Origin of the sequence: Mangrovibacter phragmitis (assembly GCF_001655675.1) — a bacterium.
GTDB lineage: Bacteria > Pseudomonadota > Gammaproteobacteria > Enterobacterales > Enterobacteriaceae > Mangrovibacter > Mangrovibacter phragmitis.
The window spans coordinates 1-14,832 of record NZ_LYRP01000049.1 but is presented as its reverse complement, the minus strand read 5'-3'; the positions used below and the strand labels follow the sequence as shown (position 1 = coordinate 14,832).

Annotated in this window: 10 protein-coding genes; 9 read left to right on the top strand and 1 reads right to left on the bottom strand. The window is 50.7% G+C overall.

The genetic code is table 11. The features are described from left to right. Positions 1-76 precede the first annotated feature (76 nt). Positions 77-1,222, top strand: a complete 1,146-nt coding sequence (locus tag A9B99_RS21280) for a glycerate kinase (RefSeq protein WP_064601057.1) — start codon at positions 77-79, stop codon at positions 1,220-1,222. A gap of 56 nt (positions 1,223-1,278) precedes the next feature. On the opposite strand, the gene barA is transcribed toward A9B99_RS21280, so the two are convergent. Beyond that, on the bottom strand, positions 1,279-4,044 hold the full coding sequence (barA, locus tag A9B99_RS21275) for a two-component sensor histidine kinase BarA (protein ID WP_064601055.1): 2,766 nt from the start codon (positions 4,042-4,044) through the stop codon (positions 1,279-1,281). Positions 4,045-4,098: 54 nt separating this feature from the next. On the opposite strand from barA, the gene rlmD reads away from it, so the two are divergent. The 8 genes from rlmD to A9B99_RS21235 all read left to right on the top strand — a co-directional run. Then, entirely contained in the window at positions 4,099-5,403 is a 1,305-nt protein-coding gene (gene rlmD / locus A9B99_RS21270; RefSeq protein WP_064601053.1) for a 23S rRNA (uracil(1939)-C(5))-methyltransferase RlmD, read from the top strand. 44 nt (positions 5,404-5,447) lie between these two features. Next, complete coding sequence (gene relA, locus A9B99_RS21265) at positions 5,448-7,682, top strand: GTP diphosphokinase (RefSeq protein WP_064601051.1); 2,235 nt, start codon at positions 5,448-5,450, stop codon at positions 7,680-7,682. Positions 7,683-7,827: 145 nt separating this feature from the next. Further along, positions 7,828-8,619 carry a nucleoside triphosphate pyrophosphohydrolase gene (gene mazG / locus A9B99_RS21260; protein WP_064601049.1) on the top strand — a complete coding sequence of 264 codons (792 nt, stop codon included), beginning with the start codon at positions 7,828-7,830 and terminating at the stop codon, positions 8,617-8,619. A gap of 226 nt (positions 8,620-8,845) precedes the next feature. After that, complete coding sequence (gene pyrG / locus A9B99_RS21255; RefSeq protein WP_064601047.1) at positions 8,846-10,483, top strand: glutamine hydrolyzing CTP synthase; 1,638 nt, start codon at positions 8,846-8,848, stop codon at positions 10,481-10,483. Between the two features lie 190 nt (positions 10,484-10,673). Continuing rightward, a complete protein-coding gene (gene eno / locus A9B99_RS21250; protein ID WP_036102559.1) occupies positions 10,674-11,972 on the top strand; it encodes a phosphopyruvate hydratase in 1,299 nt (432 codons plus the stop codon). Positions 11,973-12,697: 725 nt separating this feature from the next. Continuing rightward, the gene (locus tag A9B99_RS21245) at positions 12,698-13,378 is read left to right on the top strand and encodes a hypothetical protein (protein ID WP_231889233.1); all 681 of its coding nucleotides are present in this window, start codon (positions 12,698-12,700) and stop codon (positions 13,376-13,378) included. A 9-nt stretch (positions 13,379-13,387) separates the two neighbouring features. Beyond that, a complete protein-coding gene (locus A9B99_RS21240) occupies positions 13,388-13,816 on the top strand; it encodes a WapI family immunity protein (RefSeq protein ID WP_231889232.1) in 429 nt (142 codons plus the stop codon). 757 nt (positions 13,817-14,573) lie between these two features. Beyond that, positions 14,574-14,832, top strand: a 259-nt coding sequence (locus A9B99_RS21235; RefSeq protein ID WP_156519093.1) for a helix-turn-helix domain-containing protein, incomplete at its 3' end; no start/stop codon positions are given.

The window sequence follows — 14,832 nt, the reverse complement described above, 5'->3', positions numbered from 1 at the left end:
GTTTGTACAAGTTTCAGGCCTGGCACAGACTGCCAATATGTAACCAAGAGATCACCATTAAGCAGAGGGATGGCATATGAAAATAGTGATTGCGCCAGATTCATTTAAAGAAAGTCTGAGTGCACAAGAGGTTGCCGGGCATATCCGGTCAGGTTTTCAGGAAATTTATCCTGACGCTGAATATGTGTGTGTGCCTGTTGCTGACGGCGGAGAAGGAACCGTTGATGCAATGGTAGCGGCAACACAGGGGCGTATCATTGAAGTCAGTGTGTCAGGCCCTCTTGGTGAACGCTGTGACGGTTTTTACGGTATATCCGGCGATGGCAATGTGGCGTTTATTGAAATGGCGGCAGCCAGTGGTCTTGAGTTGCTTGCGCCTGAGCAGCGTAATCCATTGCTGACAACATCCTGGGGTACCGGCGAGTTGATTCGCCATGCTCTTGATAAGGACGTAAAGCATATCATTATTGGCCTGGGCGGTAGCGCAACCAACGATGGTGGTGCGGGAATGATTCAGGCGTTGGGTGCCCGCTTACTGGACAGCCAGGGCCAGCCGCTGCCTGCAGGGGGAGCGGCATTACAGAAACTGGCCCGGATTGATATCAGTGGCCTGGACCCGCGCCTGGCGCAATGCCAGATTGACGCGGCATGCGATGTCACCAACCCATTGACCGGTCCTCAGGGAGCTTCAGCTGTGTTTGGCCCGCAAAAAGGCGCTTGTGCTGACATGGTCGAACAACTGGACAAGGCGCTGGAGCACTATGCTGGCATTATTGCGCAAACGCTGGATAAAAATGTCCTGAATCTGCCGGGTGCCGGGGCTGCCGGAGGGATGGGCGCGGCGTTGTATGCCTTTTGCAATGCAAGCTTACGTCCGGGTATTGAAATAGTGACAGAAGCACTGTCACTGGCGGATGTCATCAAGGATGCTGACCTGGTGATTACCGGAGAAGGGCGTATCGACAGCCAGAGTATTCACGGCAAAGTGCCGGTGGGTGTTGCCAGTATTGCGGTACGTTTTGGGAAGCCCGTTATCGGGATTGGCGGCAGCCTGTCCAGAGATGTCTCTGTGGTTTACCAGCATGGCCTGAATGCCGTATTCAGTGTGCTGAGCCGGGTGTGTCCCCTGGAAGAGGCTCTGAATGATGCTGGCGAAAACCTGGAACATACCGCACGTAACATTGCAGCCATTCTCCAGGTGGGCCAAAACCTCGCGCATTAACCGCTTTTGCTGATGCCTTTGCCTGCCCATTGGCTGTAATGGGCAGTTGTTGTGTGTCATCCAAGGATTTTTTTCGCAGCTTTGGCGACATTGTCCATTTCGTCCAGTAATTCGAGGAATTCCGGCTCAAGGTCACTGGCTGGCGTATCGTTACGCAGTGCCTGCTCTATCAGGAAGCAGAGGTTCTTCAGCCTGGGCACACCACTATAACCACAGCTACCATGCAGTTTGTGAATATTGTCCAGCAAGTCTCCAGGTGCTTCCCCTACCAGTTGCTCTTCTACGGTATTGCGTACTTCTGGTAAGAAGTCTATCAACATCTGCAGCATGTCACGGGCCAGATCCACCTTATTAGCTGCCTGGCGTATTGCCAGTTGCCAGTCGAGGGAGACATCATTGGCAGGTAATGGATTATCCTGTTGCTGGAAGGCTGCGGCAGCGGGTAGTACGCCATGCACGGAGGAGTGGTAACGCAATAACAGGCTGCGTAATTTATCTTCTTCAATCGGTTTTGCCAGGTAGTCATTCATACCGGCACGCAGCATTTTTTCTTTCTGCCCGGCAATTGCATGGGCGGTAACCGCAACGACCGGCGTTTTGTGTAAATGAGGCATCTGGCGAATTAACTCGCAGGCATGAATGCCATCCATATCTGGCATCTGGATATCCATCAGAATAATGTCGTAATGACCAGTGCGGGCTTTTTCCACAGCCTGACGACCACTGTTGCACAGCACCACATGCTGCACTAAGTCTTCCAGTAATACACCAATCAGTTTCAGGTTTGCCGGATTGTCATCGACAGCCATAACCGTTATTGGCAGAGGGCTGTATGGGTGGGTATCCGTTTGATGTTCCGGGTGATTACCGCAACATTCAGCCAGTAGTGGCAGCAAGCGGGTTGGCGTAATCGGTTTCAGAATACAGGCGGCTGCTCCGCCTTTTTTCAGGCCTTCTGCATCAATTTGCGCATAACAGGGCAGAGCGATAATCAGGCTGTTACAGCGCTGCAAAGCCCGGGCAAATAAGTCCTGTTCCATCGATAATGGTTGATGGGAGGTCACTGACACACCCATGATCAGTACATCGATATTTTCTGCTGTTAAATCATCCAGTTTGGCACGCCATGAGATTTGCGCTGGTGTGGATTCCAGCCATTCAAGTGTACTTTGTGCTGCGGTATGGTTTGGTTCAATATAAGCAATATGTTTGCCTGCCAGAAACTCAGTGATATGCACATCTATGATGGCATTAGGGTTCAGGTCGATATTAATCGTGAACCAAAACGTTGAACCCTGGCCGGGCTGGCTGTGGAACGAGATATCTCCGCCCATCGAATTAACTAATTTTTGTGTGATAACCAGCCCCAGTCCGGTACCACCGTGACGGCGTGAAATGCTGGCATCGGCCTGGCGGAATGCCTGGAATAACCGTGATTGATCGCGTTCAGGAATACCGATACCTGTATCGTGAATACGTATCTCAATTTGCGCTTTCTGATTGGCGCGTGAACGGCACTCCACCACAATATCAATGTTGCCCTGTTCCGTGAATTTAATGGCGTTCCCTACCAGATTAGTGATGATTTGCTGCAAGCGCAGCGGATCGCCGATTACACTATCCGGCACATCATTTTTGATACTGAGTGTCAGCTCAAGGCCTTTGTCATGGGCGGAATGCGCCAACAAAGTGACCACATCATCCATCGAGTTATGGAGCAAAAAGGGGATACTTTCCAGAATCAGTTTGCCCGCTTCCAGTTTTGAAAAATCCAGAACGTCATTGATTATCGCCAGCAAGTTATTGGCTGAGCGCTCTATGGTTTGCAGGTGGTCGCGTTGTGTGTCGTTAAGCTCTGTTTTGAGTGTCAGGCGGGTAAATCCAATGACACCATTAAGGGGAGTACGCAATTCATGGGACATGTTCGCCAGAAATTCGGATTTGATACGGGCGGCTTCCTGAGCGCGTTTTTTCGCGAGATCCAGTTCAACGTTCTGGATTTCCATCTGCTCAAGGGTTTCCCTTAAATCGGATGTCGCCTGGTCAACGTTATGCTGCATTTCTTCATGGTAAGCCGTTATCGACATCGCCATAGCATTGATACCATTTTTCAGCATATCAAGTTCGCCAAGCATAAAACCTTCGACACGCGTATCGAGTTGCCCACGGCGTATCTGGTCTACCGTATTGACCATATTGCGAATCGGGCGGGTGACATCTTTCATTAAGCGCCAGGCAAACCCAAGCGCGATAGCCACACAGAGAATAAGCATGAGTGATGCCATGAAAATTTCTTGGTACTGCTGCAAGCGTACTGAGCGCAAATCTAACTCAAGAGCGACATAGCCCAGTGTATTATGTGGCTGTTTTGCCCCAGCTGCCGGGGATTCATCCGGTTGGTAACCTTCAGAAATGATGGGGGTACGGAGTATCAGGCTATTGCTGTCCTGCTGTGTGACAGTGAGCTTTTGGGGGACAGGCTGGCCGGGCGCGAGGCGTAAATTATCCGGCGAAAGATGGTAATTAGATGTAACAAACAGGTTGTTCTTGTCATCATACACCGCGATGGCGCGTACAATATCCGAATGGCGGCGATGCAACACACTGACTAACTGGCGTATCGATTCACGGTTATCCAGGTCCATGCCGTATTCACTGGAGACAGCCAGCGGTTCAATGATACTGGCTCCGGCATCTTCAAGTTGGCGTTGTAAATCGTTATAGCGATGCACAACGAAAAAGATACTCAACAACAAACCGATCAACACCGTGGGTGCCAGGATCAGTACCATCATTCGGGCTCTGAGGCTGTAGTTGGTCATGACGTTCCAGTATGGGACAATATGTCGCAGTAATTATTAAGTAAAAACGAGCACATGGCGCAATTCTACTCTGCAAAAAGACGCGTGGCGACGCGTCAATCACTCACCGTTACTATTGACGACCTGGACACCTTTGGGCAAGGCGTGGCACGCCACAACGGTAAAGCACTGTTTATTCCTGGCGCATTGCCGGGTGAACGTGTTGATGTCACCATCACAGAAGATAAACGCCAGTATTCCAAAGGAAAACTGTTACGCAGGCTAAATGACAGCCCGGAACGGGTTTCACCCGTCTGCCCCCATTTTGGCGTATGTGGCGGCTGCCAACAACAACATGCTTCAGTTGCGTTGCAGCAGCAAAGTAAATCACGCTCTCTGGCCCGCATGTTGAAACGCCCGGTAGATGATGTCATTACAGGTGCACCCTGGGCGTACCGCCGCCGGGCAAGGCTCAGCCTGAATTTTATTGCCAAAACGCAGTCTTTACAGATGGGCTTTCGCAAAAGTGCCAGTAATGAGCTGGTAACCATACAGCAATGCCCGGTTTTGGTGCGTCGCCTTGAAGCATTATTAAAACCACTGCAAACTTGTTTACAACAATTACAGGGTGCGCGCTATCTCGGCCATGTGGAACTGGTGGATGCTGAAAATGGCCCTGTCATGGTGCTGCGCCACATTCGCCCGTTAAATTCGCAAGACCAGGAAAAACTGGAACAATTTTCGCATTTACACCAGGTGACACTGTTTCTGGCACCGGAAAGTGACGTATTAACAAGAATCAGCGGTGACATCCCCTGGTATCTGTCGGACGGTCTACGCTTAAGCTTTAGCCCGCGAGATTTTATCCAGGTGAATGACCAGGTGAATCAGCAGATGGTGGCACGGGCTTGCGAGTGGCTGGCTGTTACACCACAGGACCGGGTTTTGGACCTGTTTTGTGGCATGGGAAATTTTACCCTGCCACTGGCGAAACGCGCGGCGCAGGTTGTTGGGGTGGAAGGGGTTCTGGCTTTGGTAGAAAAGGCGCAACAAAATGCCCTTGATAATGGTTGCCTGAACGCCATGTTCTACCATGAGAACCTGGAATCGGATGTTACCCGGCAACCCTGGGCCAGGCAGGGTTTTACCAAAGTATTACTTGACCCGGCCCGGGCGGGCGCTGCTGTGGCCATACCTCAGGTTATCCGGCTCGCGCCAGAAAAGGTTGTTTATGTATCCTGTAACCCGGCGACTCTGGCGCGTGACAGTGAAGCATTACAGGCCGCGGGTTACCAGATAACACGGCTGGTAATGTTGGACATGTTCCCGCACACTGGTCACCTGGAATCGATGGTGTTGTTCGAAAAAGCAAAAGATTGACACTGGCTCCCATCTGCCAGAATGAGTCCCGAAAGGAGAGGACAATGGTTGCGGTAAGAAGTGCACATATCAATAACGTTGGCGAGTTTGCCCCTGAAACGTGGATAAAAAGTCTGGGTATAGCGAGCCAGCAGTCGTGCGCCCGTTTAACGGATACCGTGCGCTATTGCCAGCAGCAAATTGCAGGCCATGACGATGCCAACCTGATTCTGTGGCGTGGTGTCGAGATGGTAGAAATCCTCACTATGCTGAGCATGGATACCGACACGCTGTGCGCCGCACTGCTGTTCCCGCTGGCAGATAACCAGGTGGTCAGCGAAAGTGATATCCAGGAAGCCATGGGCAAATCGGTCGCCACGCTGATTCATGGTGTACGCGACATGGACGCCATTCGCCAGTTGAAAGCCACCCATACCGACGCAGTCTCGTCAGAACAGGTTGATAATGTTCGCCGTATGCTGCTGGCCATGGTGGATGATTTCCGCTGCGTGGTCATCAAACTGGCTGAACGTATTGTGCATTTGCGCGAAGTGAAAGATGCGCCGGAAGATGAGCGGGTACTGGCTGCAAAAGAATGTACCAATATTTATGCCCCACTGGCGAACCGCCTGGGTATCGGGCAACTGAAATGGGAGCTGGAAGATTATTGCTTCCGCTACCTGCACCCTGATGAGTACAAACGGATTGCGAAGTTGCTGCACGAGCGGCGGCTTGATCGCGAACACTACATCGAAGAGTTCGTTGGTCAATTGCGTGAAGCCATCAAAGAAGAAGGTGTGAAGGCCGAGGTTTACGGCCGGCCAAAACACATTTACAGCATCTGGCGCAAGATGCAGAAAAAGCATCTGGCGTTTGATGAGTTGTTTGATGTGCGTGCTGTGCGCATCGTGGCTGAACGTTTACAGGATTGCTACGCGGCATTGGGTATTGTGCATACCCATTATCGTCACTTGCCCGATGAGTTCGATGACTATGTCGCGAACCCTAAACCCAATGGCTACCAGTCAATTCATACAGTGGTGCTGGGGCCGGGAGGGAAAACGGTAGAGATCCAGATTCGTACCAAACAGATGCACGAAGACGCTGAACTGGGTGTTGCCGCGCACTGGAAGTACAAAGAAGGCACAGCATCGGCCAGTGGCCGTTCAGGCCATGAAGACCGCATTGCCTGGCTGCGTAAACTGATAGCCTGGCAAGAGGAGATGGCGGATACCGGTGAAATGCTGGATGAAGTGCGCAGCCAGGTATTCGACGACCGGGTCTATGTCTTTACCCCGAAAGGCGATGTCGTTGACCTGCCTGCCGGGTCTACGCCGCTCGATTTTGCCTACCACATCCACAGTGATGTGGGCCACCGCTGCATTGGCGCGAAAATAGGTGGGCGTATTGTCCCGTTCACCTACCAATTGCAGATGGGTGACCAGATTGACATCATCACACAGAAACAACCTAACCCAAGCCGGGACTGGTTAAACCCCAACCTGGGTTATGTGGCAACCAGCCGTGCGCGGGCCAAAATTCACGCCTGGTTCCGTAAGCAGGACCGCGATAAAAATATCCTTGCAGGGCGGCAGATCCTTGATGATGAGCTGGCGCATTTAGGTATCAGCCTGAAAGATGCTGAAAAACATCTGTTGCCGCGTTACAACTTCAATGAAGTGGATGAATTACTGGCAGCGATTGGCGGAGGCGATATTCGCCTTAACCAAATGGTGAATTTCCTGCAATCGCAGTTCAACAAGCCCAGTGCGGAAGAGCAGGATGCCCAGGCGTTAAAACAGCTTCAGCAAAAAACCTATACACCGCAAAGCCAAAGCCGCAAGGACAATGGCCGGGTTGTGGTGGAAGGCGTGGGGAACCTGATGCACCATATCGCCCGTTGCTGCCAACCGATACCAGGGGACGATATTACGGGCTATATCACCCAGGGGCGCGGTATTTCTATTCACCGTGCAGACTGCGAGCAACTGGCGGAGTTACAGGCCAATGCGCCGGAACGCGTGGTTGATGCGGTGTGGGGTGAAAGCTATTCCAGTGGTTATTCGCTGGTGGTGCGGGTAACGGCAAATGACCGCAGTGGCCTGTTGCGTGATATCACCACCATACTGGCAAACGAAAAAGTTAACGTGCTGGGTGTTGCCAGCCGCAGCGATGTGAAGCAGCAACTGGCCACTATTGATATGGATATCGAAATTTACAACCAGCAGGTGTTGGGGCGTGTCCTGAGCAAGCTTAACCAACTGCCGGATGTGATTGACGCACGCCGTTTGCACGGTTAACTCACACTGTTTTAATGTCTATCTCTCACCCGTTGATACACTCCCGGCTGGGTTCTCAGCCCGGGAGTGTTATTTCCACAGGCCATGCCAGTCGGTAGTCATCCCTCATGGTTTGTTTTCTCGCTGTAATCTTTAAGGAACCGAAATGACCGAAATAGAACGCCTGTTGGGCATTATGCGGCGCTTACGTGACCCGCAAAGTGGTTGTCCGTGGGATAAAGAACAAACATTCTCCAGTATCGCTCCCTATACTCTGGAAGAAACTTACGAAGTGCTGGATGCGATTGCACGGGAAGATTTTGACGATTTGCGTGGCGAACTGGGGGATTTATTATTTCAGGTGGTGTTCTATGCACAAATGGCGCAGGAAGCCGGGCATTTCGATTTCACCAGTGTATGCGCCGCCATCAGCGATAAACTTGAGCGCCGTCACCCACACATTTTTGGTGATGCCACACTGAATGACAGTGAAGCTGTGCTTGCCAATTGGGAAAAAACTAAGCGTGAAGAGCGTGCAGAAAAAGAACAATTTTCAGTACTGGATGATATCCCGCACTCACTGCCAGCGTTGATGCGGGCACACAAAATACAAAAACGCTGCTCAGCCGTAGGGTTCGACTGGACCACTCTTGGCCCGGTTCTGGAAAAAGTGCATGAAGAAATTGATGAAGTTATGCATGAAGCCAGCCAGGCGGTGGTGGATGAAGATAAACTGGAAGAAGAAGTGGGCGATTTGTTGTTTGCCACAGTCAATTTATCGCGCCATTTAGGGAAAAAGGCCGAAACAGCACTTCAAAAAGCGAACCTGAAATTTGAACGCCGTTTTCGCCAGGTTGAGGCGATTATCCGCCAGCAGGGGCTGGCACTCGAACAAGCCACTCTGGAACAGATGGAACGCGCATGGCAGCAAGTTAAGTGCCAGGAAATTGATATTTAAATGGTTTTTACGAGCAAGCGCGAGTTAGCAGAAAAATTAAATAACAAGCGCTTGATTTACGTCAAAAACATTTATCGCTGACAAGCTATTTTCTTCGGTCGTACCACGTTCGGTGTCCGGCCAGAGAGTGAAGAATGAAAGTTTGTGAGCAATGCGCTGTTCAGGTATACTACTTTCCCGTCCTGGTTATTCCATCGTCTTTTAAACCTAACTTCTCAGGTTCAGCATGACAACGAACTATATTTTTGTGACCGGCGGGGTTGTTTCCTCTCTGGGTAAAGGCATTGCCGCAGCCTCCCTTGCCGCTATTCTCGAAGCCCGCGGGCTCAATGTATCCATGATGAAACTGGATCCGTACATCAACGTCGATCCGGGTACGATGAGTCCAATCCAGCATGGGGAAGTGTTCGTTACTGAAGACGGCGCTGAGACCGATCTGGACCTGGGCCACTACGAGCGCTTCATCCGTACCAAGATGACCCGTCGTAACAACTTCACCACCGGGCGTATTTACTCCGATGTTTTGCGTAAAGAACGTCGTGGTGACTACCTTGGGGCGACAGTTCAGGTTATCCCGCATATCACTAACGCTATCAAAGAGCGCATCATTGAAGGTGGCGAAGGCCACGATGTCGTGCTGGTTGAAATCGGCGGTACCGTTGGCGATATCGAATCTTTACCATTCCTGGAAGCCATTCGCCAGATGGCAGCCGAAGTCGGGCGTGAACGTACCCTGTACATGCACCTGACGCTGGTTCCATATCTGGGTGCTTCTGGTGAAGTGAAAACCAAACCGACGCAGCATTCTGTAAAAGAGCTGCTGTCTATTGGTATCCAGCCAGATATCCTGATTTGCCGTTCCGACCGTGCAGTTCCGGCCAACGAACGTGCGAAAATTGCTTTGTTCTGTAACGTCCCGGAAAAAGCTGTTATTTCTCTGAAAGACGTCGATTCTATCTATAAAATTCCGGGCCTGTTGAAATCACAGGGGCTGGACGATTATATTTGTAAACGATTCAGCTTAACCTGCCCGGAAGCCAACCTTTCCGAGTGGGAACAAGTTTTATACGAAGAAGCAAACCCGGCAGGCGAAGTGACCATCGGTATGGTGGGCAAATACATCGAACTGCCAGATGCATACAAATCGGTAATTGAAGCACTGAAACACGGTGGTCTGAAAAACCGTTTAACAGTGAATATCAAGCTTATCGATTCACAGGATGTAGAAACGCGTGGCACCGAGCTGCTTAAAGGCCTCGATGCAATCCTTATCCCCGGCGGCTTTGGCTACCGTGGTGTGGAAGGCAAAATTGCCACCGCGCGTTATGCCCGTGAGAACAAAATCCCTTACCTGGGTATCTGCCTGGGGATGCAGGTCGCGCTGATTGAGTTTGCACGCGATGTGGTAGGGATGCAGGATGCTAACTCAACTGAATTTGTGCCAGACTGTAAGTACCCGGTGGTTGCACTGATTACTGAATGGCGTGACGAAGACGGTAATGTTGAAGTCCGTACTGAGAAAAGTGATCTGGGTGGGACAATGCGTTTAGGCGGCCAGCAATGCCAACTGAGCGACGACAGCCTGGTGCGTAAAATGTATGGCGCGCCGGTGATTGTTGAACGTCATCGTCATCGCTATGAAGTCAACAACATGTTGTTGAAACAAATTGAAGCCGCAGGGCTGCGTATTGCGGGGCGTTCCGGTGATGACCAACTGGTTGAAATTATTGAAGTGCCTGATCATCCGTGGTTTGTGGCCTGCCAGTTCCACCCGGAGTTCACTTCAACGCCGCGCGATGGGCATCCGCTGTTTGCGGGCTTTGTGAAAGCCGCTGGTGAATACCAGAAACGGCAAGAAAAGTAATATTAGTACAGCAACGCGGCGGGGTCGGTAAGCACCTGCCACGCTGGTAACGTAGCCCGCGAACGTATCACGGGACCTGGTGGTTATACCTGGTTACCTGGAAACGTTAGCGGGCTAAAACAGTTGTAATGGGCTACACTGGCGCGTTGTTGTCTGGAGTTTTAGTTTAACTTGTACTGAGGAAAACCTAATGTCCAAAATCGTTAAAGTCATCGGTCGTGAAATCATCGACTCTCGTGGTAACCCGACTGTTGAAGCCGAAGTTCACCTGGAAGGCGGTTTCGTAGGTATGGCTGCAGCCCCGTCAGGTGCTTCCACTGGTTCCCGCGAAGCGCTGGAACTGCGCGATGGCGACAAATCCCGTTTCATGGGTAAAGGCGTAACCAAAGCTGTTGCTGCGGTAAACGGCCCGATTGCTCAGGCTGTTCTGGGTAAAGACGCTAAAGATCAGGCTGCTATCGACCAGATCATGATCGATCTGGATGGTACTGAAAACAAATCTAACTTCGGTGCTAACGCAATCCTGGCTGTGTCTCTGGCTAACGCCAAAGCTGCCGCTGCTGCTAAAGGTATGCCGCTGTACGAACACATCTCTGAACTGAACGGCACTCCGGGTAAATACTCCATGCCGCTGCCAATGATGAACATTATCAACGGTGGTGAACACGCTGATAACAACGTGGACATCCAGGAATTCATGATTCAGCCTGTTGGCGCTAAAACTGTTAAAGAAGCGATCCGTATCGGTTCTGAAGTTTTCCACAACCTGGCTAAGGTTCTGAAATCTAAAGGCATGAGCACTGCTGTTGGTGACGAAGGTGGCTATGCGCCTAACCTGGGTTCTAACGCAGAAGCACTGGCTGTTATCGCTGAAGCTGTTAAAGCTGCTGGCTATGAGCTGGGCAAAGACGTTACTCTGGCTATGGACTGTGCTGCTTCTGAATTCTACAAAGACGGCAAATATGTTCTGGCTGGCGAAGGTAACAAAGCCTTCACTTCTGAAGAGTTCACTCACTTCCTGGAAGACCTGACCAAACAGTACCCGATCGTATCTATCGAAGACGGTCTGGACGAATCTGACTGGGACGGTTTTGCATACCAGACTAAAGCGCTGGGCAACAAAATCCAGCTGGTTGGTGACGATCTGTTCGTAACCAACACCAAAATCCTGAAAGAAGGTATCGAAAAAGGTATCGCTAACTCCATCCTGATCAAATTCAACCAGATCGGCTCTCTGACCGAAACTCTGGCTGCTATCAAGATGGCGAAAGATGCTGGCTACACTGCCGTTATCTCTCACCGTTCAGGCGAAACTGAAGATGCAACCATCGCTGATCTGGCGGTAGGTACTGCAGCAGGCCAGATCAAAACCGGTTCTATGAGCCGTTCTGACCGTGTTGCTAAATACAACCAGCTGATTCGTATCGAAGAAGCTCTGGGTGACCGCGCACCGTTCAACGGTCTGAAAGAAGTGAAAGGCCAGGCTTAATCGTCTGCTCTGTTACTGAAAAAAACCCGCTTCGGCGGGTTTTTTTGTGGTGTGCCGGGCATGCTCAGCACATCGGGGGGTGAAAATCCCCTGTCCAGCCTGTTGGTGGCAAAGGACTAGTGAAGCGCAAGGGCGCCGTCGCGAGGTGGGGTCTGAAGGAAGCGTGAAGCAAAACCATGACCTGACGAACAGAAACCCGATAAAAGGCCTACCCGGCAGGCTGAGCAATTCATTGATTAAAAAGGCGATAACCATCAAGAGCCGGGATGGTAGATTGGGCAGGGCGTGGTGAAAGAGGCCGAACTTACCCCAGAAGGCCTGTCCGTCGTTCTGCATTCAGAACTGAGCGTACCGTAGGGTAGGCTAACTGGCGAACAGGAGGCTGAAACCGTGCAGGCACTGGCGAGCAGAGAAAGTCCGTCGTCAGCAGCGTGGCTGATGGAAGCCATCTGTGAACCAGTCAATCTCAGGCAAGCCTTGAAAAGAGTGAAAGCGAATAAAGGTGCGGCGGGAGCGTAAGCGAACTGGCGGGCCACCTGAAACACCACTGACCCGAGGGAGCTGAAAGCGCAACTGCTGTCCGGCTGCTTAATCTCTACTTTTAACTACGGTTAAAAATGGGAGGATTACCTTAGCTTCTAAGTCGATAAAATCAGAATCAGGAAAAGTAGATTGAAGTAAAAACGTCCTTTATGATGACTCAAAGGTTAGCCCAAAAGGAAATCATGACAATGAGCGTTGGATTAATTACAGACGAGCCAGGACGTTTCTACACCTTCCAGTCTACATTGCCAGCCGGTGAATATTTCGAATTTCGCCCCCGCAATCCTCCACTGAACTCAAAACCCATCGTTGATGACGAAAGCGGGATGTGTATTGGTTATTCCGTCGCTCAGGCTCCCGGTTTATGGCAGATTTATGATGCAGACGGCATGTTTGTCAGGCTGGAAGAAGCGCCATTAGAGGCCCCCCTGATTGACCCAACAGACCTCGCTTTAATTGCTTTTGGTGCATTTCGTCTTTTACGGGCAGGTAAGGCGTTACTGGAAAGTGGTGTCAAAGCCGCCGTAACTGTGAGGCTCAGTGAGGCTACCATCAGTCTCTTGCGCGGCCGTCTTAAAATGGGCTTATCAGTTCGCGCGCTCAGGATGAGTGAGTCATCGGCAAAGCACATGCTGACCCCTGGTCGTTATGTGCCTTTACAGATTCAGGAAAAGGCCATTCGTTATGGCATAAGAAAGCCGGATCCTCTCAAAAAGCCAGGGCTTTTCCGTTACGAGGCTCGTATGTATAAGCTTGTGGAAGACAGGCAAAATAAAGGCACTTATATTTATAAGTCTTACCGTCTTGAGGTTTTGGTCAGGGAAGCTGACTGGACTATCATGCATTTTCAGTACATGCCGTAAGAGGGGATCATGATAGATATCACAAGCGGTGACAGGCACCTTAAATTAACGCCTTATGAAAGGCTGGCTGAGCCCGAAGAGCCTGCCTATAGCCGTATTATGGTTTGGGTTGAATTCTCAATCCCTGCCTTAAAAACAGAGTTTGCTGCAGAGTTTTTTGTCGGTCAGTTGGAGCAGTTCAGGAATGATACACATGATTTCCATCAGGCCTTAAAGGCAGGGGCGAAATTTAAGGATATTAATTTAACCTCGGCATTCGAGCAGGTTGTGCTTAAGTTTCATCAGGCACATTTTGCCGGAACTGTTGGCGTTAGTATGGTACTTAAGCCTGAAAACCATGCTGACAGTATTACTCTTGATGATTCCTTCGATATTGATGAAAGTTACTTTCCCGACCTGCTCTCTGGTCTGGACGACATCATTTCATGGCAAAACTGATGCTTGAATTAAGCCACAAGACCGGCACTTAGAATGCCGGTCTTTTTATGCCATTTACTGGCGATTATGTCGTTTTTAAACTCTGCATGCATCAGGTGCATGAGTTTGCATCCGTTTTACATTCCAGCGTTTGTCAGCCAGCATCAGCGCTGGCAGGGCTCGGGGCTCCTGATGTACCTGCATTAAAAGCAACCCGTTAACCGGGCTGGCGTGGCGGGGAAAGCATTGCGCGCTGAGCCGGGTTATTTATTTTCCTCGCGTCTCAGCGGCTCGCTATCGCGTTGTGATGGTGTCGGGTGAGTCGTTGGGAGGTTGTCGATTGCGGCGGTGTGTCGTCGCTCTAAGGGCGTGTGATGGCGGGTATTAAAAAGTCGCCTGTCAGGGCGGCTGGTTACGGTTTATTCGTTGTCTTCGAGGGAGTATTTGTCGAAACGGATAATTAAAAGAAAGCCCCGCATTCGCGGGGCCTCTTCTAGTATCGATGTGGTCAACATGTGGATATGACATGAAACAAATTCTTTTATTTCAAAGTGTTAAGTTGTATTTAAAATCTCCTTTGGGGGCTTTGAGTCTGATGACAAACCTCATGTTCGCACAGAACGAGAGGATGACACCCAATAAAAAAACAGGAAAGTCAATTCATTGATTTTCGGCTACTTTCCCCCTACAACATGACTGCGGCCGCAGTTGTCAGCAACACTGATATAAGACCGGAAAGGGGGTGCGGACGATTTCCTGGACTCTCAGGAGATAATTTATGTATTCAAAAGCTGAGCGCCTTCGTGCTATTGAGCTCTATTTTAAATTCGGTAGAAAGATCACCTCTGTTATTCGTGAATTGGGCTACCCCACAGAGCGCAACCTCCGGCGATGGGTACAGGCATGGGAAGCCAGCGGTGGCAATATCAGTTCCCTGCCCCGCAAAGAGCGCTACTCTGATTCGCAGAAACAGGCCGCCGTCGACCATTACTTTACGCACGGCTGCTGCCTTGCCCATACCCGAAGGGCGCTGGGAT

Excerpts from the sequence above, each read along its gene's own strand:
- A9B99_RS21280 (WP_064601057.1), top strand. The coding sequence starts at position 77 with ATGAAAATAGTGATTGCGCCAGATTCATTTAAAGAAAGTCTGAGTGCA.
- barA (WP_064601055.1), bottom strand. The coding sequence starts at position 4,044 with ATGACCAACTACAGCCTCAGAGCCCGAATGATGGTACTGATCCTGGCA.
- rlmD (WP_064601053.1), top strand. The coding sequence starts at position 4,099 with ATGGCGCAATTCTACTCTGCAAAAAGACGCGTGGCGACGCGTCAATCA.
- relA (WP_064601051.1), top strand. The coding sequence starts at position 5,448 with ATGGTTGCGGTAAGAAGTGCACATATCAATAACGTTGGCGAGTTTGCC.
- mazG (WP_064601049.1), top strand. The coding sequence starts at position 7,828 with ATGACCGAAATAGAACGCCTGTTGGGCATTATGCGGCGCTTACGTGAC.
- pyrG (WP_064601047.1), top strand. The coding sequence starts at position 8,846 with ATGACAACGAACTATATTTTTGTGACCGGCGGGGTTGTTTCCTCTCTG.
- eno (WP_036102559.1), top strand. The coding sequence starts at position 10,674 with ATGTCCAAAATCGTTAAAGTCATCGGTCGTGAAATCATCGACTCTCGT.
- A9B99_RS21245 (WP_231889233.1), top strand. The coding sequence starts at position 12,698 with ATGACAATGAGCGTTGGATTAATTACAGACGAGCCAGGACGTTTCTAC.
- A9B99_RS21240 (WP_231889232.1), top strand. The coding sequence starts at position 13,388 with ATGATAGATATCACAAGCGGTGACAGGCACCTTAAATTAACGCCTTAT.